The sequence below is a fragment of the Streptomonospora arabica genome, from assembly GCF_039531585.1.
Classification (GTDB): domain Bacteria; phylum Actinomycetota; class Actinomycetes; order Streptosporangiales; family Streptosporangiaceae; genus Streptomonospora; species Streptomonospora halophila.
Genome location: NZ_BAAAQI010000007.1, coordinates 166,895 through 189,143, shown reverse-complemented (window position 1 = coordinate 189,143; position 22,249 = coordinate 166,895). Strand labels below are relative to the sequence as shown.

Genomic DNA, 22,249 nt, shown 5'->3' with positions numbered 1-22,249 from the left:
ACAGATGGCGACCGGTACTGACCCGGACGTGCTCTTGGAGGTGCGGGGGCTGCACACGCGGTTCCGCACCGACGGGGGCGAGATCCCCGCCGTCGACGGGGTGGACCTGACCATCCGCAGCGGACGCACGCTGTGCGTGGTCGGCGAGTCCGGCTGCGGCAAGAGCGTCACGGCGCGCTCGATCCTGCAGCTCGTCGAACCGCCCGGGCGCGTCACCGGCGGTCAAGTGCTGCTGCACGCCGGAGGCTCCTCCGGCGCCGCAGCGGCGCCCCCGTCCGCCGAGCCGCTGGACCTGGCCGCGCTCGACCCCAAGGGCAGGGACATCCGGCGGGTGCGCGGCCGCGACGTCTCCATGATCTTCCAGGAGCCGATGGCGTCCCTCTCGCTGGTGCACCGTGTCGGCAACCAGATCGGCGAGGCGATCCGCGTACACAACCCCGTCAGCAAGAAGGAGGCCCGGCGCATCACCGTCCGGCTGCTCGGCCAGGTCGGCATCCCCAACCCCGAGCGGCTCGTCGACGTCTACCCCTTCCAGCTCTCCGGCGGCATGCGCCAGCGCGTCATGATCGCCATGGCGCTCTCCTGCGAGCCGCGCCTGCTCATCGCCGACGAGCCCACCACCGCGCTGGACGTCACCACCCAGGCCCAGATCCTCGACCTGCTCGCCGGCCTGCAGCGCGACCACGGCATGGCGATCATGTTCATCACCCACGACATGGGCGTGGTCGCCGAGATCGCCGACGACGTCGCGGTGATGTACCTGGGCAAGGTCGTCGAGCGCGGCAGCGTCGACGACGTCTTCCACGCGCCCAAGCACCCCTACACGCGCGCGCTGCTGGAGTCGGTCCCGCGCATGGGCGGCCCACGCCGCGATCGGCTGCCCGCCATCCGCGGGTCGGTCCCCGACCCCGCCGACCGCCCCTCCGGATGCGTCTTCCGCGACCGGTGCGACTCGTTCATGCCGGGGCTGTGCGACACCGTCGAGCCGCCGACCGTCGAGACCGGAGGCAGCCAGGTGCGCTGCCTGCTGTACGGCGGCGCGGAGCAGGCTCCGACCGCTCCGCGGGCCGGCGCCGCCGACCGCGCCGACCCCGATCCCCGCCCCCGAAAGGAGGCCGCCGATGTCGACGCCGACTGACGCCGACCCGGCCGCCGCTGCCGCGGCCGGAGGCGCCGCCGGCGCCGCGACCGCGCCCCTGCTGGAGACCCGCGACCTGAAAGTGCACTTCCCGCTGCGCCGCACAAAGGGGCTGCGCCGCTCCACGACCTGGGTGAAGGCCGTCGACGGCGTGAACCTCGCCGTCGGCGCCGGCGAGACCTTGGGAATCGTGGGGGAGTCGGGGTGCGGCAAGTCCACGCTCGGCTCGGCGGTGCTGGGGCTGCGCCCCGAGGCGCGGGGCGAGGTCCGCTACCGCCTGGCCGAGGGACGGGTGATCGACGCCGCGCGCCTGGCGGGCGATGACGCGAAGGCCTACCGCCGCGAGGTGCGCATGGTCTTCCAGGACCCCTTCGCCTCCCTCAACCCGCGCCTGACCCTCATGGAGATCGTCGGCGAGCCGCTGCGGGTCCTCCACGGCGTCACCGGTTCCGAGCTGGAGGACCGCGTCACCGACCTCCTGCAGCGTGTGGGGCTGCGGCGCGAGCACCTCAACCGCTACCCCCACGCCTTCTCCGGCGGCCAGCGCCAGCGCGTGAGCATCGCCCGCGCTCTGGCTCCGCAGCCGCGGGTGGTGGTCGCCGACGAGGCCGTGAGCGCGCTGGACGTGTCGGTGCGCTCCCAGATCCTCAACCTGATGCAGGACCTGCAGGACGAGATGGGCCTGACCTACCTGTTCGTCTCCCACGACCTGTCCGTGGTCGAGCACGTGTGCGACCGGGTCGCGGTGATGTACCTGGGCCGGATCGTGGAGCTCGGCCGCACCGCCGAGCTCTACGCCGCCCCGCGCCACCCCTACACCGAGGCGCTGATCTCCGCGGTGCCGGTCCCCGACCCGCGGGTGCGCGGCGGCCGCGAGCGCATCCGCCTGCGCGGCGAGCTGCCCGACCCGGCGGACGCCCCCGGCGGGTGCCCCTTCCACACCCGCTGCGCCTATGCCACCGATCGGTGCGCGAGCGAGGCCCCCCCGCTGCGCGAGGTCGCCCCCGGCCGCATGGCCGCCTGCCACTACGCCGAGGAGCTGACGCTTTCGGGCGCCGGCTGACCGAACCGCGCCTCGCTCCGGTTACCCCCCGCACAGAAACGGAGAACCCCATATGAACGCACGAGACGACCGGCGACTACCGCGCCGGCGCGCATTGGCCGTGCCGAGCGCAGCCACAGCCCTCGCGCTCGCCCTCACCCTCACCGGATGCGGCTTCTTCAGCCTCGACCCCGAGGAGGGCGGTGAGAGCCAGGCGAAGGCCAACGGCCAGGCGCCCGAGCTCGCCGAGAAGGTGGAGGCCGGCGACCTGCCGCCGCTGGAGGAGCGCCTGCCCGAGGAACCCATGGTGGTCGAGCCCCACCAGGAGATCGGCAGCTACGGCGGCACCTGGAACAGCGCCACCCTGGGGATCGGCGACTGGCCGTGGCTGGGCCGCACCGTGGGCTATGAGAACCTCATGCGCTGGAACACGGAGTGGACCAAGGCGATCCCCAACCTCGCCGAGAGCGTCGAGTACAACGACGACGCCACCGAGATCACCTACACCCTGCGCAAGGGCCTGAAGTGGTCCGACGGCGACGACTTCACCTCCGAGGACATCGAGTTCGCGCTGAACGACGTCTTCAACAACGAGGACCTCACCCCGGTCGCCGCGACCGACCCCGGGCGGGTCGAGGTGGCCGGCGACACCGAGTTCACGATCAAGCTCAGCGACCCCAACGCGCTGTGGGCCGCCCACGACCTGCTGCAGTACCAGATCGTCAACAAGCCCAAGCACTACCTCAAGAAGTTCCACATCAAGTACAACGAGGACGCCAACAAGCTCGCCAAGGAGCAGGGCTACTCCGGCTGGACCGAGCTGTTCGAGGTCAAGGCCGGTGTCAACGACTCGGCCCTGACCTGGCAGAACCCCGACATCCCGACCATGTACGCCTGGAAGGTCGAGCAGCCGCTGGCGGACTCCGGCCGGATCGTGCTCAAGCGCAACCCCTATTACTGGAAGGTGGACACCGAGGGCAACCAGCTGCCCTACATCGACCGCGTCGTCTTCGACATCGTCAAGGACGAGGAGGTCATGCTCACCCGCGCTCTCAACGGCGAGTTCGACTTCCACTCCCGCCACTTCAACACCCCCGAGAACCGGCCGGTGCTGGCCGAGAACCGGGAGGCGAACGGCTACCACTTCATGGAGCAGCGCCCCTCGGAGATGAACACCAACATGATCTCCTTCAACCTCACCCACAAGGACGAGGACATCAGGGAAATCTTCCGGGACAAGGACTTCCGGATCGCGATGTCGCAGGGCATCAACCGCAAGGACATCATCGACGTCGTCTACCAGGGCCAGGGTGAGCCGTGGCAGGGCGCGCCTTTGCGGAAGTCCCCGTTCTTCAACAAGGAGCTCGCCAAGCAGTACACCGGGTTCGACGTCGACGAGGCCAACCGGCTCCTCGACGAGGCCGGCTACGACGAGCGCAACGGGGACGGCGTCCGGGTCGCCCCCAACGGCACGCCCCTGAGTTTCACGCTCTCCGCGCCGGGGGACTTCCGTCCCGACATCATCGACTCCATGGAGATGGTGGTCGACATGTGGAAGGAGCTCGACGTCGACGTCGAGCTGCAGGTCGAGGAGCGCACGCGCTGGCAGGACCGCCGTGAGAACAACGAGCACCAGATCAACGTGTGGTCGGGCGACTCGGGCCTGCTCGACGCCATGTACGACCCGCGCTGGTACGCGCCCCTGCACAGCGGCGAGTCCAACTTCGCCATCCCGTGGGCCCAGTGGTACGCCTCCGACGGCACCGACCCGCGCGCGCAGGAGCCGCCCAAGGACGTCAAGGCGCACATCGACATGTACCGCGAGGTCATCGCCGAGACCGACAGCAAGAAGCGCACCGAGCTGATGAAGGACTTCCTGGCCGAGACCCAGGACCAGTTCTACGCGCTCGGGATCAGCACGCCCCAGCCCGGTTACGGCATCGTCGCGGACAACTTCCGCAACGTCCCCGACTCCCTGCCGTACTCCTCCGTCTACAACACCCCCGCACCGGCCAACCCCGAGCAGTTCTTCATCGAGGAATAGCCCCGCACCACCCCCTCCGCGCGCACGGGCGGGCCCGGCAGGCCCCGCCCGTGCGCGCCGCGGCGCGGGCGGACCGCCCACGGGAGCCGGCCCGCCCGCGCCGCGGCCCGACCGCAGCCCACGAGTTTTGGACCGCCCCAGGAGGCGCGATGACCACCGAGCAGCCCGACGACGCCCAGACCCCGGCGCAGCAGGCGGCCGCGGGCGGGGCCGAGCCCCCCGCACACGGCCTGGGCCTGGTGCACGAGCACGACCGCTCCCTGCGCGTGACCTACGGCCCGACCGAGCTGGTGCGCTACGTCTACAAGCCCTGGGACGCCCAGTTCGAGTCGCCGCGCCCCTACTTCCACCCCATCCGCACCCTCGGCGGCGACGCCGTCAGCCTGTACCGGCCCCACGACCACGTCTGGCACAAGGGCATGGCGTGGTCGCTGCCCAACGTCGGCCCCGCCAACTTCTGGGGCGGGCCCACCTACGTGCGCGACCGCGGCTACCAGCAGCTGCCCAACGACGGCTCGATGCGCCACGCCGGGTTCGACCTGGTCAGCACCGCCGGCGGTGAGATCGCCGTGGGGGAGCGGCTGGAGTGGGTCACCGAGCAGGGCCGGACCTGGTTCTCCGAGCGGCGCGGCTTCCGCGTCAGCGCCGACCCCGCGCGGTCGAGCTGGACCCTGGTGTTCGAGACCGAGTTCACCAACCTCACGGGCGAGCCGGTGCCGATCGGCAGCCCCACCACCCAGGGCCGCGAGAACGCCGGCTACGGCGGGCTGTTCTGGCGCGGCCCCCGCTCCTTCAGCGGCGGGCGCGTCTACACGCCCGAGCAGGAGGGCGGCGACGACCTGATGGGCGTGCGCGCGCCGTGGATGGGCTTCGCCGGACGCCACGACGGGCACGACGGGGCCTCCACCCTCGTGTTCGTGGACGCGCCCGACAACTCCGGCCACCCGGTGAAGTGGTTCGTGCGCTCGGGGATCTTCGCGACCGTGTGCCCGGCGCCGTTCTTCGACGAGGAGGTCGAGGCGGCACCCGGCGTCCCGCTGTCCTACCGCTACGCCGTGGTGATCGCCGACGGCGACCGCGAGCGCGGCGGCAGCGCGGAGCTGGCCGAGCTGGGCCTGGCCGAGCTCGGACGGCCCGGGCTGCACGCCCGCGCGGAGGCGGGCGAAGGCGCGGGAGGCGGTGGCGCCGCCGCCGGGACCGCCGGCGCGGCTGAGGCGGGCGCGCGATGACGGCGCCGGAAGCGGCCGCCGCCGGGCACGCCGGCGCGATACCCGGGTTCCCCGGCGGTACGGCGGTCTCGCACCTGCACGTCTACGACTGGCCCGCTCCCGACGGCCTGTCCGGGGGTTCCCCGCACCTGCACACCGCCTCCACCGAGGGGTACGTGGTGGTGCGCGGCGAGGGGGTGCTGGAGACCCTCAGCGGCGCCGGCTACACCCGCACCCCGCTGGGGCCGGGCACACTGCTGTGGTTCACGCCGGGCACCGTGCACCGGCTCGTCAACGTGGACGGCGAGCTGGAACTGCTGGTGGTCATGCAGAACGCCGGGCTGCCCGAAGCCGGCGACGCCGTGCTGACCTACCCGCCCGACGTCCTCGCCGACCCCGACGCCTACGCGCGCGCCACGGCCATCCCCGCCTGGACCGGCTTCGCCGACGCGGCCTCGGCCCACGCCGCCATGGCGTCCGCCGCCCGGCAGCGCCGGGACCTGGCCGTCGAGGGGTACGTGCGGTTGCGCGAGCGGGTGCGCAAGCAGGGCCCCGGCACGCTGGACGAGCTGTACGGGGCGGCGGTGGACCTGGTGCGCGACAAGGCGGCCGGCTGGCACCACCACTGGGAGCGCGGCCCCCGCCTCCAGGCCGAGACCACCCGCCGCCACATCGGCGGACTCGCCGAAGGCGACGGCGCGCACCTGCGCGACTCCGCCGTCTACACCGCCGACTCGCCGCCGGGGCCCCGCCGTACCGGCATGTGCGGCCTGCTCAAGGTGTGGGACCTCGACGGAGCCCACCCGGTGGGCTGACCGGCGCGGATCGGGACCGCGCCGCAGAGGCCTCCGGCCGACCGGCCGGAGCGGGCGCTCGCGAGGGATGCGGCGACGGGGCACGGGGGCACGAAGCGCCGTGCCCCGTCGCCGGGGTGCCCCGGAGCGGGCGCTGACGCGGTCGTTGAAGGACTGGACGGGGGAAGCAAGCGTGGCGGGGGTGCCCGCGGGTTCGGCGAGGGCGGCTCGGCGGAGCGCCCTCGTCGCCGCGACCTGCGGACGCGCGCCCAGGCGGGATTTCGGGCCGCGCGTGGTCCGCGGGTGCCGGATCCGGCCGTGCGGGCGTGATCCACTGAAACGCAGGCGCCGGTGGCGGGTGCTGCGCGAGTCTTCGCTTAGGGAGCCGGCTGCTCTCTTGGGCCGGTGCGGTGGCCTGTCGGCCGGCGGGCTTATCGCGTGCGGCGGTGCTGTCGGCGTGCGGCCGGTCCACCGGGAACGCGGAACCAGGACGGCGCGTTCCACCGCTGGGCATCGGCATCCCCGCGGAACGCGGGATTCGGGCGTGCGGCAAAGATGACACTGGGCCAACCGCGCGACTCTCCACGGTGACCGAGGCGCTAGTGTTGCCAGCGACCGAGGAACCTCTCGCGAGGCGGCGCCGAGACGCGCTCGGAGCCGAGGAGGCAGCCGATGTGAACCCTTGTTGCGCGTTGCCGAACCGCTCCGCGGTTCCCGCGCATGCGCCGCCCGCCGCCGCGCCCCGACCGCCCGGCGCCCCCGACGAGCCGGGCGGTGGCCGCGGCAGACCGCGGCGGCGAGCCGACCTCTGAACCCGGGGGCTGGCCGCCTCATGATCATGTTCACGCCCCGGTGATCATGAGACGGCCGCCCGTCCCGACACCTGTGCCCTCCCGACCGGACTCTCGCCCGGCCGCCGTCCTCGGAAGGCCCGGCGGCTCCCCTCGCGGGAGGACCGCCGGTCGGTGCCCAGTCTGCGCCTTTCGCTCCTCGACCGTGAGGCCGGAGCCGCCGCGCGAAGAACGCCCGACTCCGCGCTGACTGCCACCAGCCTGGCGGTCGGCGGCTGCGAAACGGTTGGGACGCGGTTGAGGTCGCCGGTCGCCTGGTCTCAGGATGCCGAAGGCGGTTCTCGGACCCGGCCCGGACGGGTGGGACAGCCACACGGCGGGGCGTGCGACCACCCGACCCCGGCGGGGCGGGCCGCGCACGCAGCGGCCGCACCGCCTCCGAGGAGTTGACATGGACTTCGAGGTCCTCGGCCCGCTGCAGATCCGGGTGGACGGCGGATACGTGCGTCTGCCGCCCAAACCCGCCGCCCTGCTCGCCGCGCTGCTGAGCCGGCCTGGCGTGGTGGTCGCCGACGACCGGCTGATCGACGCCCTGTGGCCCGACAACCCTCCGCGCTCGGCCGGCAAGAGCCTGCAGATCTACATCCACCATCTGCGCCAGGGGCTCGGCGACGAGGCCGTGATCGAGCGCGCGGGTGCGGGCTACCGGCTCGCGGTGGACCGCGTGCGTGTCGACGCGCTGCGCTTCCTGGACCTGGCCGAGCAGGCCGAGCGCGAACTGGAGAGCGGGCGGTCGCGCGAGGCCGCCCGGATGTTCGCCGAAGCGATGGGGCTGTGGCGCGGTACCGCGTTCGCCGGGCACGAGACGCTCCCGTTGATCCGCGAGGAGGCGGCGCGCCTGGACGAGCTGCGCCAGCGGGTCGCCGAGACGCGGTTCGACACCGAGCTCGCGCTCGGCCGCCACAGTGCGATCGCGGCCGAGCTCAGCGCGCTCGTGGCCGAGCACCCCTTCCGCGAGCGGCTGCGCGCCCAGCTCATGCTCGCCTATTACCGGACGGGCCGCGCGAGCGAGGCGCTGGAGGTCTTCCGCGAGGGGCGCGAGCTTCTCGTCGAGGAGTTGGGCATGGAACCGGGCCGGGAGCTGGCTGCGCTGGAGCAGGCCATCCTGCGCAACGATCCGGGGCTGGACGAGCCGGTCGGCGCGCGGAGCCCGGGCACCCGTTGGATTCCGGACGTTCCCGCCGCCGACAAGGAACCGGCCGACCGCGGTCCGGACACGTCCGGCGCCCGGCGGCAGCAGGGGGAGGCCGCCCCGGACGGGCCCGCGCCGCGGCGGGAGGCGGCCGCCGAGCCCGCACCCCGACCGGTGCCGGCCCAGCTCCCGCCCGCCGTCGCCGACTTCACCGGACGTGACGAGCAGGTCGCCCAGCTGCGCGCCGCCATGGGCGCGCCCGCCGGGTCCGAGGACGTGCGCCGCCCCGTCGCGGTCTCGGCTGTCTCCGGCATGGGCGGGATCGGCAAGACCGCACTGGCCCTGCGCGTGGCCCATGCCGGCGCGGCCGACTTCCCCGACGGGCAGCTCTTCGCCGACCTGCGCGGCGCCCAGGAGGCGCCCGCCGACCCCGCTCAGGTGCTCGCCGGCTTCCTGCATGCCGTGGGCGTGGAGGGCGCGGCGCTGCCGGAGCCGCTGGAGGAGCGCTCGGCGCTGTTCCGGAGCATGCTGGCCGGACGCCGCATGCTGGTGCTCCTGGACGACGCGGAGTGCGAACGGCAGATCCGCCCGCTCCTGCCGGGCACGCCGGGCTGCGCGGTGCTGGTGACCAGCCGCGCCCGGCTGACCGGGTTGGAAGGGGCCGACCTCGTCGACCTGGACGTTTTGCGGCCGGGGCAGTCGGTGGAACTGCTCGCGCGCATCGCCGGCGAGCAGCGGGTGGCCGCCGAACCCGGGGCCGCGGCGGAGATCGCGAGTCTGTGCGGGCAGAGCCCGCTGGCCGTGCGCATCGCCGGCGCGCGACTGAAGGGCCGCCCGCAGTGGCCGCTGGCGCGGATGGTGCGGCTGCTGGGCGACGAGCGGCGCAGGCTCGACGAACTCGCTGTCGGCGACCTCGGCGTGCGGGCGAGCTTCGCACTCAGCTACGCGGGGCTGGACGACCGCACCCGCCGCGTCTTCCGGCTGCTGGGCGCCCTGGAGGCCGAGGACGTGGCCGCGTGGACCGCCGCCGCGCTGGCCGGCATCGGCCTGGACGAGGGCGAGGCCGCCGTCGAGAACCTGGTCGACGCCCAGCTGCTGTCGGTGGTCGGCACCGACGGCACGGGGCAGCCGCGCTACCGCATGCACGACCTGGTCCGCCTGTTCGCCCGCGAGCGCGGCGAGGAGGAGGACGCCCCCGAGCAGCGCGAGGCGGCGGTGCAGCGGGCACTGGGCGCGTGGCTGTGGCTGGCGGAGCAGGCCACCGAGTACATCCCCGGTGTCTGCTACGCCACGATGCACGGTCCGGCGCCGCGCTGGCCGCTGCCCGCAGCCGAGGCGACGCTGCTGCTCAGCGAGCCCATGGCCTGGTTCGACGCGGAGTCGGCGGCGATGGTGAAGGCGGTGGAGCAGGCCTGCGGCCTGGGCTGGCACGAGGTCGCCTGGGACCTCGCCGGGTGCATGGAGAAGTACTTCGACGTGCGCGGCCGCTTCGACGACTGGCGCCGCACCCACGAGCCGGCCATAGCGGCATGCCGGGCTGCGGGCGACGTGCGCGGCGAGGCCGTACTCCGCCGCGGCCTCGCCGACCTGGTCACCTGGCAGAGCGGAGAGGCGGGAGGCGACGGCGAGGGCGGCGGCGGCGCCATGGGTACGCTGCTGGGCCTGGCGGAGCAGGTGTGGGACCTCTTCCAGCAGTTGGGAGACCGGCGCGGGATGTCCGACGCCCTGGTCATGCGCACCTGGGCGGAGGTCTCGCGGGGCACGCCCGAGCAGGCGCTGCGCACGGCCGAGGCGGCGCTGGAGCTGGCGGAGGGGGAGGACTACACCGGCGGCCGCGCTCGCTCCTACCAGGTGATGGCCGTGGCCGCGCACGGCATGGGGCGGCCCGTGCAGGCGGTCGAGTACCTCCAGCGGGCGCTGGAGCTGGCGCGGCTGCTGGGCAACTCGCGGTTCGAGGCCACCGCGCTGCAGTTCCTCGGCGCCGCGCAGTGCGAGGCGGGGGACCTGGAGCAGGGCAGGGCCAACCTCGAAGCGTCCCTGGCCATGACACGCGCGCTCAGCGACCGCTACGCGGAGGCGTTCTCCCTGCTCTACCTGACACGGCTGCACCTGGCCATCGGCGACCCGCAGGCGCTGGCCACGGCCACCGAGGCGGCGGACCTGAGCCGCCGCTACGGGATCAACCACCACCTGGCCGACGCCCTGGGGCTGCTCGGCCGCGCGCTGCTGGAGGCCGGGCGCGCGGACGAGGCGGTGCAGGCCCTGGAGGAGTCCGTGGCCGTATGGCGCACCCGCGGCTGGCTCGCGTTCCTCGCCGAGAGCCTGCGTAGTCTCGCCCGCGCCTACGAAGCCACCGGGAAACGCGATGCCGCAGCCCGGGCCGAGCAGGAGGCCGGCGAGCTCTCGACGGGTTCGGCGGGCGCGGCGTGCGCCGAGTAGCGAGTAGGCGGTGCGGTCGGCTCGGCGGTGTGCGCGGTGCGCGAGGTGCGCGGGGTGCGCGGGGTGCGCGGGGTGTCTGGGCGCGGGGGGTGCCTGGTTGCGACGGGGTGCACGGGGTGCGGCGGGCCGGCGGTGCAGCGGGGCGTCCGCCCATCGAGTCGGCGGTCGCGGAAGCGGGCGCATCCGTTCCGCATGTGATGCACACTGCACCCCTCGGGGCCGAGCCACCGGGAACATCCGGTAAACTGGAAGGCGCAGGGGGAGGACGAATCTCCTGCCAGGCGGCGATTCCGCCGCCTCTTCAGCGCCATTAGCTCAAGTGGCAGAGCAACTGACTCTTAATCAGTGGGTTCAAGGTTCGAGTCCTTGATGGCGCACCCCTTCTTCGCAGGTCATCGCCCCTTCTGGGAGCGTGAGGCGCCCGATGCCGCGGGCGCCGAGCAGGCCCGCGACCACCATCGACTGACCGAGTCCGTAGCCCGTGGCCTTCGGAATCGCCGTGTTCTGCGGACCGTGCCCGGTGCGCGCTCGCGAGGCGTCCTCGCCGAAGCTCACGTCGCGGACGTGGTGGCGCGCCCCGATCCGCCAGTGCCTCCGCGCCAGCCCCGCCAGCGCCGCAGCCCCGATGCGCTCGGCCGGCAGGCTAGTGACCAGGTAGGCGAAGGCGCGGGCGACCTTCCCGGTGCCCACCTCGCGCACCCACCGGCGCACCCGCGCCACCTGCGCGATGTGGGAAAAGCGATGCGCGGCGCCCTGAGCACTGTGATCGTGCGCACCTCCTCGCGGCCGTGCGCCCGCTCGCGGGTGGCCTCCAGCACCGGAGCCTGCGCCCACGGAAGGGCCTTCACCTGCGAGAAAGGCGTGGGCTGGTTGGCCTTCGCGGTGAAGAGGTAGTCGGCCCCGCGCTGGGCGACCAGGTAGCGGGCGGGGGACCTCTGGGTGCGGAGCGCGTCGGCCGTGACCACCCACCCCGCGGTGTCCAAGGGCGCCGGCACCTCGGCCAAGGCGGGGATCTCGCTGGTCTTGTCGCCCACCCGCACCTGGGCGCGGGGATGTGCCCGGCCGGGGTCATTGCGGCCGGCATTTGGGCGGCCGGAGAGGTAGCGGTGTGCGAGCCGCGTAGGGCTTTGCCGTCGACGATCAGCATGGTGGCCTGCTCGGCGGCGCTGAGCCGGCCGAGTACGGCCGGGTCCAGGGCGGTGATGACGCGGTGGACGGTGGCGGAGCTGGGAGCCTGGCGCAGTCCCAGAGCCGCGCAGGTGGTGCGGGCGCCCAGCCGGGCCGGGGCGGGCTGGGGCGCGTGGGCGGCCCACCGGGCGATCGCGGCGCCGTCCCCGCCGGTCACGGGGCTCCTGGTCAGCGCCCGGGAGGTTCCCGGCCGCGATCGCTGTGACCAGCGCTGCCGCCCGCCAGCCGCGACTATGAAACAGCCGTGCCGCCCTCCGCCGGACGACGCGGGAACCCCCATCCTCGACGCAGCACGCCTCCCGAGGGCGCTGTTCTCAGCAGCACTCCTCTGCCTTCAGGAGACACGGGATCACCTCCCTGCACCGGCGACCCGCCCCATCAGGAGTTACGACGAACTTCCGAATCACGGAATCGGATATTGCGGAATGTTTCCGGAACTTGCTTGACGTCGAGAGCGTTATCGCTCACATTCGGCGGCAAGGGCAGCGATGCCCCCGACCTTCCGGGCGGGTCTGTCGCGTCGGAGTCACGTCCAGATACGCGTCAGACCACACGGAGAAATGTGAGCGCTAACATCCCCCAATTCAGGCCTAGGACTCGCACCGGCCCCTCCGGGCGGACCGTGCAGCCCAGGCTTCGAGAGGAAGGACCGTGTCTACGTTGAGTAGGTTTCCGATCGCGCCGCCCTTGCGACTGCGAGGGCTTCTGCGAGCCGTCATCGCCGGCGCGATGGTCATGCTGGTCGGCAGCGCCGGCACCTTGGTCGGACCGACAGCGGCCGCAGCCGCGACGGTCGACACGAACGCGTCATACGTGCTGGTGAACCGCGAGAGCGGCAAAGCGTTGGATGTGTACAACCGGGCCACCGACAACGGGGCGCGGATCACCCAGTGGGCCCGGAACGACCAGCACCAGCAGCAGTGGCGGTTCGTCGAATCCGGCGACGGTTACTACCGTTTGCAATCACGGCTTTCGGACAAGGTGCTCGACGTCTACAACTGGTCGACCGCCAACGGTGCCGATATCGTCCAGTGGACCGACTACGACCAGGCCAACCAGCAGTTCCGGTTGGAAGACTCGCCCGGCGGCTACGTCCGGTTGATCAACCGGCACAGCGGCAAAGCCGTGGAGGTACAGGGCGCATCGCACGCCGACGGTGCCGACATCGTGCAGGCCGACGACTCGGGTGGCGACCACCAGCAGTGGCGACTCGTCCGGGTCGACGACGAGGGGGCGGACGACACGTGCGCTCTTCCCTCGGCGTACAACTGGTCGTCGACCGGCCCGCTGGCGCAGCCGAGGCAGGGATGGGTTTCGCTCAAGGACTTCACCCACGCTCCCTACAACGGCCGGCATCTCGTCTACGCGACGAACCACGACACGGGATCGTCGTGGGGCTCGATGAACTTCGACCTCTTCGACGACTGGGCCGGCATGGGCTCGGCCGCCCAGAACCCGATGCCCTTCGCCGCCGTCGCACCGACTCTCTTCTACTTCGCCCCAGAGGACGTCTGGGTGCTCGCCTACCAGTGGGGCGGACCCGCCTTCTCCTACCGGACGTCGACCGATCCCACCGACGTGAACAGCTGGTCGCAGGCGCAGACCCTCTTCGACGGAAGCATCGGCGACTCCCCCACAGGCCCCATCGATCAGGCGCTGATCGGTGACAGCACGGACATGTACCTGTTCTTCGCCGGGGACAACGGCAGGATCTACCGGGACAGTATGCCGATCGGCGACTTCCCGGGCAGCTTCGGCTCGACCGAGACGACCGTCATGTCCGACAGCACCAACGACCTGTTCGAAGGGGTCCAGGTCTACAACGTCGAGGGCCAGGACCAGTACCTCATGATCGTCGAAGCGATCGGCGCGCAAGGAGACCGCTACTTCCGCTCGTTCACAGCCGACAGGCTGGACGGCACGTGGACACCGCAGGCCACCACCGAAAGCAACCCGTTCGCCGGCCAGGCCAACAGCGGCGCCACCTGGACCGACGACATCAGCCACGGCGAACTGATCCGCAGTAACGCCGATCAGACCATGACGGTCGATCCCTGCAACATGCAGTTCCTTTACCAAGGGCGCTCGCCCGACTCTGGCGGCGACTACGGGCAACTGCCGTATCGGCCGGGTCTGCTGACACTGCAGCGCTGACAGGCGGTGTCGGACTGTGGGGTCCGGCTCATCGCCGGTGGCGGCGTCGAGCGCCTCCTGACACGAGAGGGTGCGGTGGCGTGGGTCGAATCCGGAGCGTCGCCCTGCGAAGGCAGGATCTCGGGCGGCTCCACCCCCGGGTGGAGCCGCCGTCCGGCAGCCGGTCCGACCGGCGCCGCCGCCGCTCGCGTACACCGCTAGGCGGTAGCTCCGCTTAGCCGGCCCGCCGGGCCGGGGGGCGCCCACACGCCCGGACCGAACGCCATCGGTCCGGCCCCCGGTCCGGCGGCGCGGGCGGGGGCACGAGCGAGTGTGCCCGTCGCCGTCGCGGCGCACGGGACCACCCGCGTGCGCAGGGAGCGCGCGAACACACTGCTTCTTCTCCGAAGGCAGAGGCCCTCCCTCGCCCTCATCCGTGCGCGGGACCTTCCAGTGAGCGGTCATTGCCGCCTGCTGCAGCTCCGGTCCACTCCTGCGTGCGCGGGGCCGGGCGGGGCGGAACTCCCGCGGCCCAACCGCAGGCTGATCGCGGCCGTGAGTGCGAAGACCCCGGTCTGGTAGAGCATCGCGTGCCAGAACGCCTCGCCGGATCCCGCGGCGGGCGCGAAGTAGGCGAGGGACACCAGCGTGATGCCGACGGACCCGCCGAGCTGCTGGGCGGTGGGCAGCAGCCCCGAAAGCGAGCCGGCGGTCTCCGCGGTCGTGCGCGCCAGCACCAGGGAGAACACCGAGGCGGTGAACAGCCCGAACCCCGCGCCGCCCGCAGCCAGCAGCGGCGTCACCGTCCAGGGATCCGGCGCACTGTCCGCCAGCGGGGCCAGCCCCGCCATCACCGCGGCCAGCGCCAGCGCGGACACCGTCAGCAGCCGCGGGCCGTGGCGGCGGCCCAGGAGCGGGGCGCACCGGCTGCCGACGACGGCAGCGGCTGCGAACGGCGCCGACAGCACCGCGGCCCCCAGGGCGGAGTAGCCCGCGGCCTGCTGCAGGTGCAGGAACAGCAGGTAGGTGAACGACGGCACGCCGGCGTTGAAGACGAGCACCAGCAGGATGCCGGATCGCGCGGTCCGGTCGCGCAGGGCGGCGGGATGAACCAGCGGGTTGGCGCCGCGGCGCTGTGTCGCGGCGAAGCAGACCAGCACGACCGCGCCGCCAGCGAGACTGCCCAGGGCCCACGGCGGCCATCCCGCATCCGGCCCGAGGGCGAGAGGAAGGATCAGCATCCCGAACCCGGCGGTGGCGAGAACCGCGCCGGCCGCGTCGATCCCCTGCCCGGGTGCAGGACGCGAACTCGGGAGCGCCCGCGCCCCCGCCAGGGCCGCCAGCGCCACCGGAACAGTCACCAGGAAGATCGGCCGCCAGCCCGACCCCAGCAGATCCGCACCGATCAGCAGCCCGCCCAGCAGCGGTCCGGCGAGTGAGGCCACCCCCATCGTCGCCCCGTACAGTCCCAGCGCGTGCGCCCGCCGGTGGGCGGGCATGGACGTCTGGATGATCGAGAGAACCTGGGGAGCGACGAGCCCGCTGCCCGCGCCCTGCACGAGGCGGGCCGCGACCAGCACGGCCGGGGTTGGAGCGAACGCGCACGCTGCGGAGGCGAGCGCGAAGAGGGCCGTGCCGATCGCGAAGAGGCGGCGGTGGCCGTAGCGGTCACCGAGCCGCGCCGCGGTGATCAGCAGGCACGCGTAGGTGAGGGTGTAGCCCGCGAGCACGAGCTGTACCTCGCCCGGCCCCGCAGCCAGGCCGCGCTGGATCGCCGGCGCGGCCACCTGCGCGATCGTCACGCTCAGCAGCTGCACGAAGGTGGCGCTGAGCACCACGGGCAGCACGAGCTTCGACTCGGCGGGACCGGTGGCCGCGGTCGCAGCAGGCGGGTTCGCGGCGTTCATGAGGACCGGACGGAGGTGAGCGCGGCGGCCAACTCGCCGGGGCGCGCGGCGAAAGGGCTGTGGCTGCCCGGCAGCGTCCGGACCGTGAACGGGTTGTCGGGGAACGCGGCGTCGGCCTCGGCAATCATCAGGTCTTGGACCGCGGCGGGCAGTGACCGGTCGTCGGCGCAGCGCAGGAATGTGCGCGGGAGGCGGCCCCAGCCCTGCGGGGTGAGGACGACCGGGCTCGACGGCACGGCCATCGGCAAGTCGGGACTCATGGCCGTCCGCCACCGGTCGAAGCGGTCGGCGGGTGTGTCGTGGTAGTGGGTCCGGCGCAGCTCCTCGACGTAGTCCGGGTCGGTGGAGACGGGGTTGATCCGCAGTGCGCCGACCTCGTCGGGGTCGGCGACGGGCAGGCCGCCGCCGAGGGCGCCGGCGTTCTCGGGGGCGGACAGGTAGTCGTAGAAGCGAGGACGCCCGCCCGGGACGAACGCGGACAGGTAGACGGTGCGGTCGACCAGGGCGGGGGCGCGCTCCGCGGCCAGAGAAGCCGGACCTCCGCCTGCGCTGTGGGCGACGAGGACCACATTGCGCGCGTGCTCGCGCACCTCGCGCAGGGTCTCCAGCACCGCGTCGGCACACTCGTCCATCGTCACCGCGGCCGACCGCGACTTCTCCGTGCGCAGCCCGGGCTGCTTCGCCGCGAGGTAGCCGCTGGGCAGCGGAGCGGCGAACCCGTGGCCGGGCAGGTCGAGCGCGACGCTGGACGCGCCGAGGGCGGCGAGGGAACGCTGCGTGGGCCCCCAGTGGGCGGCGCCGTGCCAGGCTCCGTGCACGAGTACGAACAGCGTATCCGTCGGTGCGGCTGTGAATGTCATGTCCTCAGTCCACACGCGTGGGCATCGGCCATGTCCTCGTATAGTCGACAGCGGAACCCAAGATATCCACGAGGTATCACTCGCCCCGTGAGGAGTCGGTATGGAGGCGCGGCACCTGCGCTACGCCGTGGCGCTCGCCGACCACGGGAGTTTCCGCCGGGCCGCGGCGGCCGTCGGGATCGCGCAGCCGCCGTTGTCCAAGCAGATCGCGGCCCTGGAACGCGAGGTCGGGGCCCGCCTGTTCGACCGGACCGCACGGGGCGTCGTCCCCACGGCCGCGGGTGACGCGTTCCTCACCAGGGCGCGCCGATCGCTGGCCGAGGCCTCGGCCGCCGCGATCGACGCCGCGCGGGCGGACCGCGGGGAGACGGGGCGGCTGAGCCTGGGGTTCGTCGCCTCCGCGCTGCTGGACCCGCTGCCGGTCGTGCTGAGCCGGTTCGGAGCGCAACGGCCGGACGTGCGCCTGGTTCTGCACGAGATGTCGACGAGCCGGAGCACCTCTGCACTGGTCGCGGGCGAATTGGATGTGGCCGTCGGACTGGGGCCGCCGCGCGGAACGGGCGCCGAGTCGCTGGTTTCGGTCACCATCGGCCGAGACCGTCTGGTAGCCGTGGTGGCCCGCACCCACCCCTACGCGGGACAGCGGACGATCACGTCGGAACAGCTGCGCAGCCAACAGCTCATCGTCGCGCCGGGCGAGGACGAGCCGGCCGTCGCCGTCGGGTTGCGCCGGCTGCTCGGCCCCGAGTCGTGGACGCTGGAGGCCGCAACGGTCGCCAGAGACGTGCACACCATCGCCGGTTTGGCCGCGTGCGGAGTCGGAGTCGGCCTGGGCCCCTCGCGGATGCGGCTGAACGCGCGGCCGGACGTCTGGCTGTGCGACGTGGCACCGCGCACACAACTGCCCGACCTGACCCTGTCGTTTCGCGCCGGCGACCGTTCCCGCGTGCTGGATTCGTTCTTGAACACGGTTCGGGACAACTGCCCCGACGTCGGCCGCGCGCTCGACCAGCGGCTGGAACGCAGCACTGCTTCCGACCACGAACCGCCCCGTCGCGGAGACGGCCCCGGGCGGGATCGCTGAGCGCGGCTGCACGCACCCGATCGAGCCGCCCCGCCCGAATCCGCACCTTCCCGACCGGCTCGGGTGCGGCCACCGATGCGGCCGGCCGTTCGCCGACTCTTGGAGCGTCTCCTCGACCGGCCTGTCGACGGCGGACGCCGCATCGGTACGGCGCGGCGGCGAGCGCTGCGACCACGCGCGCTCCCGGGCCGCGCCTCGAAGGCCCACGGGCGTCGGCGCCCCTTCGCCGGGTGCTGAGCGTCGTTCGCCGCGGAGGGGAGGAGGCAGCACCACCCGCGATCAGCAGGGGCCGCGGCAACGCTCCCCTCCCCGGCGGGCATCTCTGAGCGGGGTCACGAAGGCGGCGATCGTTCCCGATGAGGGGACCTCGGGCGCCGGCGACCGGCTCCGCGACGAGTAGGCCGATCTCGTCGCTCTGCGGGGCCGATCCCGGCGAGGCTCTCTCCCACCGGCGAGCCGGCACGTCCGGGATCCGATTCTCCTGCTGCTTTCCGCCCGCGCCCGCATGTGTCGGTGTGCGAAGAGCGCTCGGCACGCGCCCCCCCGCACACCGGTGTCAGACGAACAGGAAGGCGACCAGCACCACGATGGCCATGAGTGCCGCCCCTCGGGTCGTCCAAACGAACACCGTGGCCAGGCGGGGAGGCAGGGCGTCGAGGCGGTTCCGGCCCCGCTGCCGCCAGATGCTCTCCGGTTTGACCAGCACCGCTATCTGCGCGACCACACCGACCAGCACGAACAGGTGCATCGGGTCGAGCACGGCGTCGACGATCCCCGCCATCACCGGTACAGCACCGCGAACACGGCGACCATCAGGCTGGTCGACAGCAGGGAGAGGCGCAGGACCCACATCGCCCCGGATGAGGGTTCGGTCCCACTGTAGATACTGGACCGAAGGAGGCGCCACGTCGGCGTGAACATCAACGCGATCGCACAGGCGATGTAGAGCAGCGCGAAGATGGTCAGCGGATCGCTCAGTCCGCTCATGAACTCGTCCACGGAAGTCTCCGTCCCTTGTCGGTGTCCGGGGCGTGACACTGGCTTCCAGGGGAGCGGACGTACGCGTGCCCCGACCGGTTCCCGAACGATTCCGCCGCGACGGACTACGGCCCTGCATGCACCGGCTGCCGACCGGCCACACGGCTGCCCACGTCCGCGTCGAGGACAAGGCCAGCGAGATCGATGCCGTGGCCGGCCTGCTGGCCGGCATCGACATTGCCGGGTGCGTGACCGGGACGCTTCGCCCGCGTGGTCCGGGTACGCCGCAGCCAAGACGTGACCTGCACTGATCCACCATCGGACGATCCGCGCCACGCCGGCATCGCCTTGCCCGCACCGGATCGCCGATCGAACCGCCCCGGCCGACGTCGCCGACGGCGTCCATGCAGGCTTCAGTGCGTCCCCGCGCGCGTCGAGCAAGTATCACCCCCTGATAGAGGAGCGCAGCCGACCGGGGCTGTGTGGTGGGCTGATTCAGTTGATCCGGTAGCGGGAGGCGAGTTCCGGGCTCTGTCCGCCGAAGGCAGCGAGGTCGGCCTGGAAGACGGCGTCGAGGAGGCCGGCGTCTTCGACGCCCGGGACGCAGACCACTTCGCCGAGTTCGAGGCCGCGCAGGCCGGCGGTGACGACGTCCTCGGCGGACATGCGGGGCACCACGCTCATGTCCAGGCCCTGGCGCGTGTGGAATTCGGTGGCGACGACGCCGGGGCACAGCGCCTGGACCTGGACGCCGGTGTCCTCCAGTTCGGCGCTGAGGGTCTGGGACATGGCGACGAGATGGGCCAAGGAGCCGGCGTAGACGGCGCGACGGGGCATGACGGACTTGCCGGCGGGACCGCTGAAAGCGATCATCCCGGCCACGTTGATGATCTTTCCTTCGCCGCGTTCCTGCATGCCCGCGACGGCGGCGCGGGTGAGCATGGTGGGGGCGACCACCTTGACATGGACGAGTTCGCGGGCCTTGTCGGCAGGCAACTCGGCGAGCGGCATGTAGTGGGCGACGCCGGCGTTGTTGACGAGCATGGTCAGCGGCTCACCGGCGCAGAGCTCGGCGACGGTGTCGACGCCGATGTCGGTGGACAGGTCGGCAGCGACGGTGCGGACCTTGACGCCGGTGTGGGTGGCGGCGAACTCCTCAAGGCGCTCCTTGTTGCGGCCGACGATGATCAGCTCGTAACCGTCCGCGGCGAGGCGTTCGGCGAATGCCTTGCCGATGCCGGAGGTGGCGCCGGTGACGAGGGCGAGCTTGCTCATGCGTGCTGTTCCTTTCGGGTGTCGGCCGAAGTGGCCGGGGTGCGGCCCTGGTGGAGTCAGGTGTATTCGGCGCGGTACTGCTCGGCGACGGCCTCGGGCTGGTCGTCACCGAGGTGGTGGTCGCCGACGGAGAACGTCGTCGTCGGTGCGCACGCACAGGCAGACGATGTCGCAGTCGGCAGCCGGCTCACCGACCGTGTCGTGCTGCTGGTGGGGAAGCTGACCGAGGCCGTCTAGGGAGGCAGGGTGCCGGGCCCAGGCGCGCACGGGAAGCCCCGCTTATGCGATCGCGGTGGCCACGGGCAGGCCCGGGTCACCAGGCCCGATGAACCCCACGACGGACCGTTCCTGCGGTCGTGGTTTGTCATGCTTCCACGGTCGGCAGGAAACGGATGATTAGGTAGTACACCCATTTTCATGGGAACGGCGGTACCAGGACAGGTGAACGTCTCTCTTGCCACAATCGAGGGCATGGCGACCACAGAACTCGGCGCGGCCCTGCGTCACTGGCGCGACCACGTCTTGCCCCAGGCCGTCGGCCTGTCCGCGGGCGGACGCAGGCGCACCGCCGGGCTGCGCCGCGAGGAACTGTCCCAGCTGGCCGGCATCTCCGCCGACTACATCATCCGGCTGGAACAGGGACGCGCCACCAACCCCTCGCGCCAGATCGTTGAAGCCCTCGCCTGCGCCCTGCGACTCACTCAGGACGAACGGGACCATTTCTTCCGCCTGGCCGGCCTCGCCCCACCGCGCCCCGGCACGGTCCCGCAGCACATTACCCCCGGTGTCCACCGCATGCTGGACCGGCTGACCGGAACACCGGTCGCCGTCTTCGACGCCGCCTGGAACCAACTGCTCGCCAACCCCCTCTACACGGCACTCATGGGGGAATGGCACGGCAACGACCTCAACGCGGTCTGGCGCAACTTCCTCAACCCGCACAACCGCGTACGCCACACCACCGAATCGAAGGGTGCACTCCAAGCGGCGCAGGTCGCCGACCTGCGCCGCACCGCCGGCCTCTACCCAGACGACCCGCACCTGCATTCCCTCATCGCCGAACTACGCCGCCGCAGCACCCAATTCGACAATCTGTGGGAATCCGCCGCCGTCGGCGAGCACGAAGCCGGCCGCAAGACCATCGACCACCCTCAGGTCGGCGCCCTCACCCTGGACTGTGACGTCCTCAGCGTCGCCGGCAGCGACCTGCGCATCATGGTCTACACAGCTCAGCCCGGCACCGAAGGCGCCGACCGCCTGGCGCTCCTTTCCGTGATAGGGACGCAGCTGCTCACCGGATGACCGACCGAGGGCCGCACCGTCCGCAGCTGTGGACTATTCGAGACCGCCACCGACGACGAAAGGCGAGCCGGCCACGGTCGTCTGATCACCAAGCGTTGCAGTCATCACTCTGAGCTACGTGTTCGTTCGCCGTAGCTATGCGAGCTCAGGGCCTGTACGGCCGGCCACAAGACGACCGGGCCCCACTACCGATTCAACTCGCTGAGCTTTCCTCTACCTGCGTCTTTGCTTGACAACACTAGAGGACGGCAGCGGCGGGCTTTCAGCGGGCGATCGCGGCGGCATACGTCAGTGTTCCGATACGGCGCCCAGTTCTTCTGTCATCGGCGGCGTCAGTTCTCTTATGTCGCCACCGTGTCGATTCCCCCAGGTCATCCGCCATGTCGCCTCGGAGGCCCGCGGCCTCTTCGTGTCCCACTTATTGTGAGCAGGGACAACCGTGGCAGGTGGCAGGCAACTACCGAGAAGGGGCGCGGCAATGACTGCTTCATGGTCTCCCGAAGACCTGCGTCGACTGGATTCGGTCGGCGAATTGGAGATCGCTGTCGAACGCTCCGACGGTAGCCTGCGGGGGTGGGTGCCGATATGGGTTGTGTGCACCGGCGGACAGGCCTACGTACGCACCTGGTACAGGCGGGACACCGGCTGGTTCGGGCATGCGCTGCGCTCACGGCGGGCCCGTATCCGCGTTCCCCGTCTGGAAGCCGACGTCGCTATCGACGACATCGGTGATGGGTCGCCCCAAGTCACCGCTGACGTCGACGCCGCCTACCGTGCCAAGTACGGCCGTGCGGGAGCTGGTTCCATGGTGACGCCCACGGCGGCGGCGGCCACGCTGCGACTCGACCGCCGATAGCGCGGGAAGCAGCGACGA

General features: G+C 72.1%; 18 protein-coding genes and 1 tRNA gene. 13 read left to right on the top strand and 6 right to left on the bottom strand.

Annotation, left to right across the window (positions count from 1 at the left end; genetic code table 11):
- The first annotated feature begins 4 nt into the window (after positions 1-4).
- The 7 genes from ABD284_RS14260 to ABD284_RS14230 all read left to right on the top strand — a co-directional run bounded on the left by ABD284_RS14260 (position 5) and on the right by ABD284_RS14230 (position 11,025).
- Positions 5-1,138, top strand: a complete 1,134-nt coding sequence (locus tag ABD284_RS14260; protein ID WP_344143448.1) for an ABC transporter ATP-binding protein — start codon at positions 5-7, stop codon at positions 1,136-1,138.
- The gene (locus tag ABD284_RS14255; RefSeq protein ID WP_344143447.1) at positions 1,122-2,201 is read left to right on the top strand and encodes an ABC transporter ATP-binding protein; all 1,080 of its coding nucleotides are present in this window, start codon (positions 1,122-1,124) and stop codon (positions 2,199-2,201) included. The genes ABD284_RS14260 and ABD284_RS14255 overlap by 17 nt, the downstream gene beginning before the upstream one ends.
- A 52-nt stretch (positions 2,202-2,253) precedes the next feature.
- A complete protein-coding gene (locus ABD284_RS14250; RefSeq protein ID WP_344143446.1) occupies positions 2,254-4,224 on the top strand; it encodes an ABC transporter substrate-binding protein in 1,971 nt (656 codons plus the stop codon).
- Positions 4,225-4,373: 149 nt separating this feature from the next.
- The gene (locus ABD284_RS14245; RefSeq protein WP_344143445.1) at positions 4,374-5,453 is read left to right on the top strand and encodes a DUF6807 domain-containing protein; all 1,080 of its coding nucleotides are present in this window, start codon (positions 4,374-4,376) and stop codon (positions 5,451-5,453) included.
- The gene (locus tag ABD284_RS14240; protein WP_344143444.1) at positions 5,450-6,247 is read left to right on the top strand and encodes a cupin domain-containing protein; all 798 of its coding nucleotides are present in this window, start codon (positions 5,450-5,452) and stop codon (positions 6,245-6,247) included. Before ABD284_RS14245 ends, ABD284_RS14240 begins: the two co-directional genes overlap by 4 nt.
- Positions 6,248-7,468: 1,221 nt before the next feature.
- Entirely contained in the window at positions 7,469-10,648 is a 3,180-nt protein-coding gene (locus tag ABD284_RS14235; protein ID WP_344143443.1) for an AfsR/SARP family transcriptional regulator, read from the top strand.
- Positions 10,649-10,952: 304 nt separating this feature from the next.
- Positions 10,953-11,025, top strand: a tRNA-Lys gene (locus ABD284_RS14230).
- On the opposite strand, the gene ABD284_RS14225 is transcribed toward ABD284_RS14230, so the two are convergent.
- The gene (locus ABD284_RS14225; RefSeq protein WP_344143441.1) at positions 11,000-11,359 is read right to left on the bottom strand and encodes a hypothetical protein; all 360 of its coding nucleotides are present in this window, start codon (positions 11,357-11,359) and stop codon (positions 11,000-11,002) included. The two genes, ABD284_RS14230 and ABD284_RS14225, sit on opposite strands and share 26 nt — an antisense overlap.
- A gap of 1,206 nt (positions 11,360-12,565) precedes the next feature.
- Between ABD284_RS14225 and ABD284_RS14220 the strand changes: the two genes are divergently transcribed.
- A complete protein-coding gene (locus ABD284_RS14220; RefSeq protein ID WP_344143560.1) occupies positions 12,566-13,990 on the top strand; it encodes a non-reducing end alpha-L-arabinofuranosidase family hydrolase in 1,425 nt (474 codons plus the stop codon).
- A 440-nt stretch (positions 13,991-14,430) separates the two neighbouring features.
- On the opposite strand, the gene ABD284_RS14215 is transcribed toward ABD284_RS14220, so the two are convergent.
- Entirely contained in the window at positions 14,431-15,876 is a 1,446-nt protein-coding gene (locus tag ABD284_RS14215) for an MFS transporter (protein ID WP_344143440.1), read from the bottom strand.
- The gene (locus ABD284_RS14210; protein WP_344143438.1) at positions 15,873-16,736 is read right to left on the bottom strand and encodes an alpha/beta hydrolase; all 864 of its coding nucleotides are present in this window, start codon (positions 16,734-16,736) and stop codon (positions 15,873-15,875) included. The genes ABD284_RS14215 and ABD284_RS14210 overlap by 4 nt, the downstream gene beginning before the upstream one ends.
- Before the next feature lie 100 nt (positions 16,737-16,836).
- On the opposite strand from ABD284_RS14210, the gene ABD284_RS14205 reads away from it, so the two are divergent.
- Complete coding sequence (locus ABD284_RS14205; protein ID WP_344143437.1) at positions 16,837-17,820, top strand: LysR family transcriptional regulator; 984 nt, start codon at positions 16,837-16,839, stop codon at positions 17,818-17,820.
- A gap of 556 nt (positions 17,821-18,376) precedes the next feature.
- Here the strand turns inward: ABD284_RS14205 and ABD284_RS14200 are convergent.
- Together ABD284_RS14200 and ABD284_RS14195 are read right to left on the bottom strand one after the other, a co-directional pair.
- On the bottom strand, positions 18,377-18,601 hold the full coding sequence (locus ABD284_RS14200) for a hypothetical protein (RefSeq protein ID WP_344143436.1): 225 nt from the start codon (positions 18,599-18,601) through the stop codon (positions 18,377-18,379).
- Positions 18,601-18,819, bottom strand: a complete 219-nt coding sequence (locus tag ABD284_RS14195; protein WP_344143435.1) for a hypothetical protein — start codon at positions 18,817-18,819, stop codon at positions 18,601-18,603. Before ABD284_RS14195 ends, ABD284_RS14200 begins: the two co-directional genes overlap by 1 nt.
- A 116-nt stretch (positions 18,820-18,935) precedes the next feature.
- On the opposite strand from ABD284_RS14195, the gene ABD284_RS14190 reads away from it, so the two are divergent.
- Positions 18,936-19,109: a hypothetical protein gene (locus tag ABD284_RS14190; RefSeq protein ID WP_344143434.1), complete on the top strand. Its 174-nt coding sequence runs from the start codon at positions 18,936-18,938 to the stop codon at positions 19,107-19,109.
- Between the two features lie 184 nt (positions 19,110-19,293).
- Here the strand turns inward: ABD284_RS14190 and ABD284_RS14185 are convergent, their stop codons facing one another.
- On the bottom strand, positions 19,294-20,073 hold the full coding sequence (locus ABD284_RS14185; RefSeq protein ID WP_344143433.1) for an SDR family NAD(P)-dependent oxidoreductase: 780 nt from the start codon (positions 20,071-20,073) through the stop codon (positions 19,294-19,296).
- A 60-nt stretch (positions 20,074-20,133) separates the two neighbouring features.
- Here ABD284_RS14185 and ABD284_RS14180 point away from each other — a divergent pair, with 60 nt between their 5' ends.
- The 3 genes from ABD284_RS14180 (at position 20,134) to ABD284_RS14170 (ending at position 22,231) form a co-directional block, all read left to right on the top strand.
- A complete protein-coding gene (locus ABD284_RS14180) occupies positions 20,134-20,310 on the top strand; it encodes a hypothetical protein (protein WP_344143432.1) in 177 nt (58 codons plus the stop codon).
- 234 nt (positions 20,311-20,544) lie between these two features.
- On the top strand, positions 20,545-21,375 hold the full coding sequence (locus tag ABD284_RS14175) for a helix-turn-helix transcriptional regulator (RefSeq protein ID WP_344143431.1): 831 nt from the start codon (positions 20,545-20,547) through the stop codon (positions 21,373-21,375).
- Positions 21,376-21,853: 478 nt separating this feature from the next.
- Complete coding sequence (locus tag ABD284_RS14170; RefSeq protein WP_344143430.1) at positions 21,854-22,231, top strand: DUF2255 family protein; 378 nt, start codon at positions 21,854-21,856, stop codon at positions 22,229-22,231.
- The last annotated feature ends 18 nt before the right edge of the window (positions 22,232-22,249 follow it).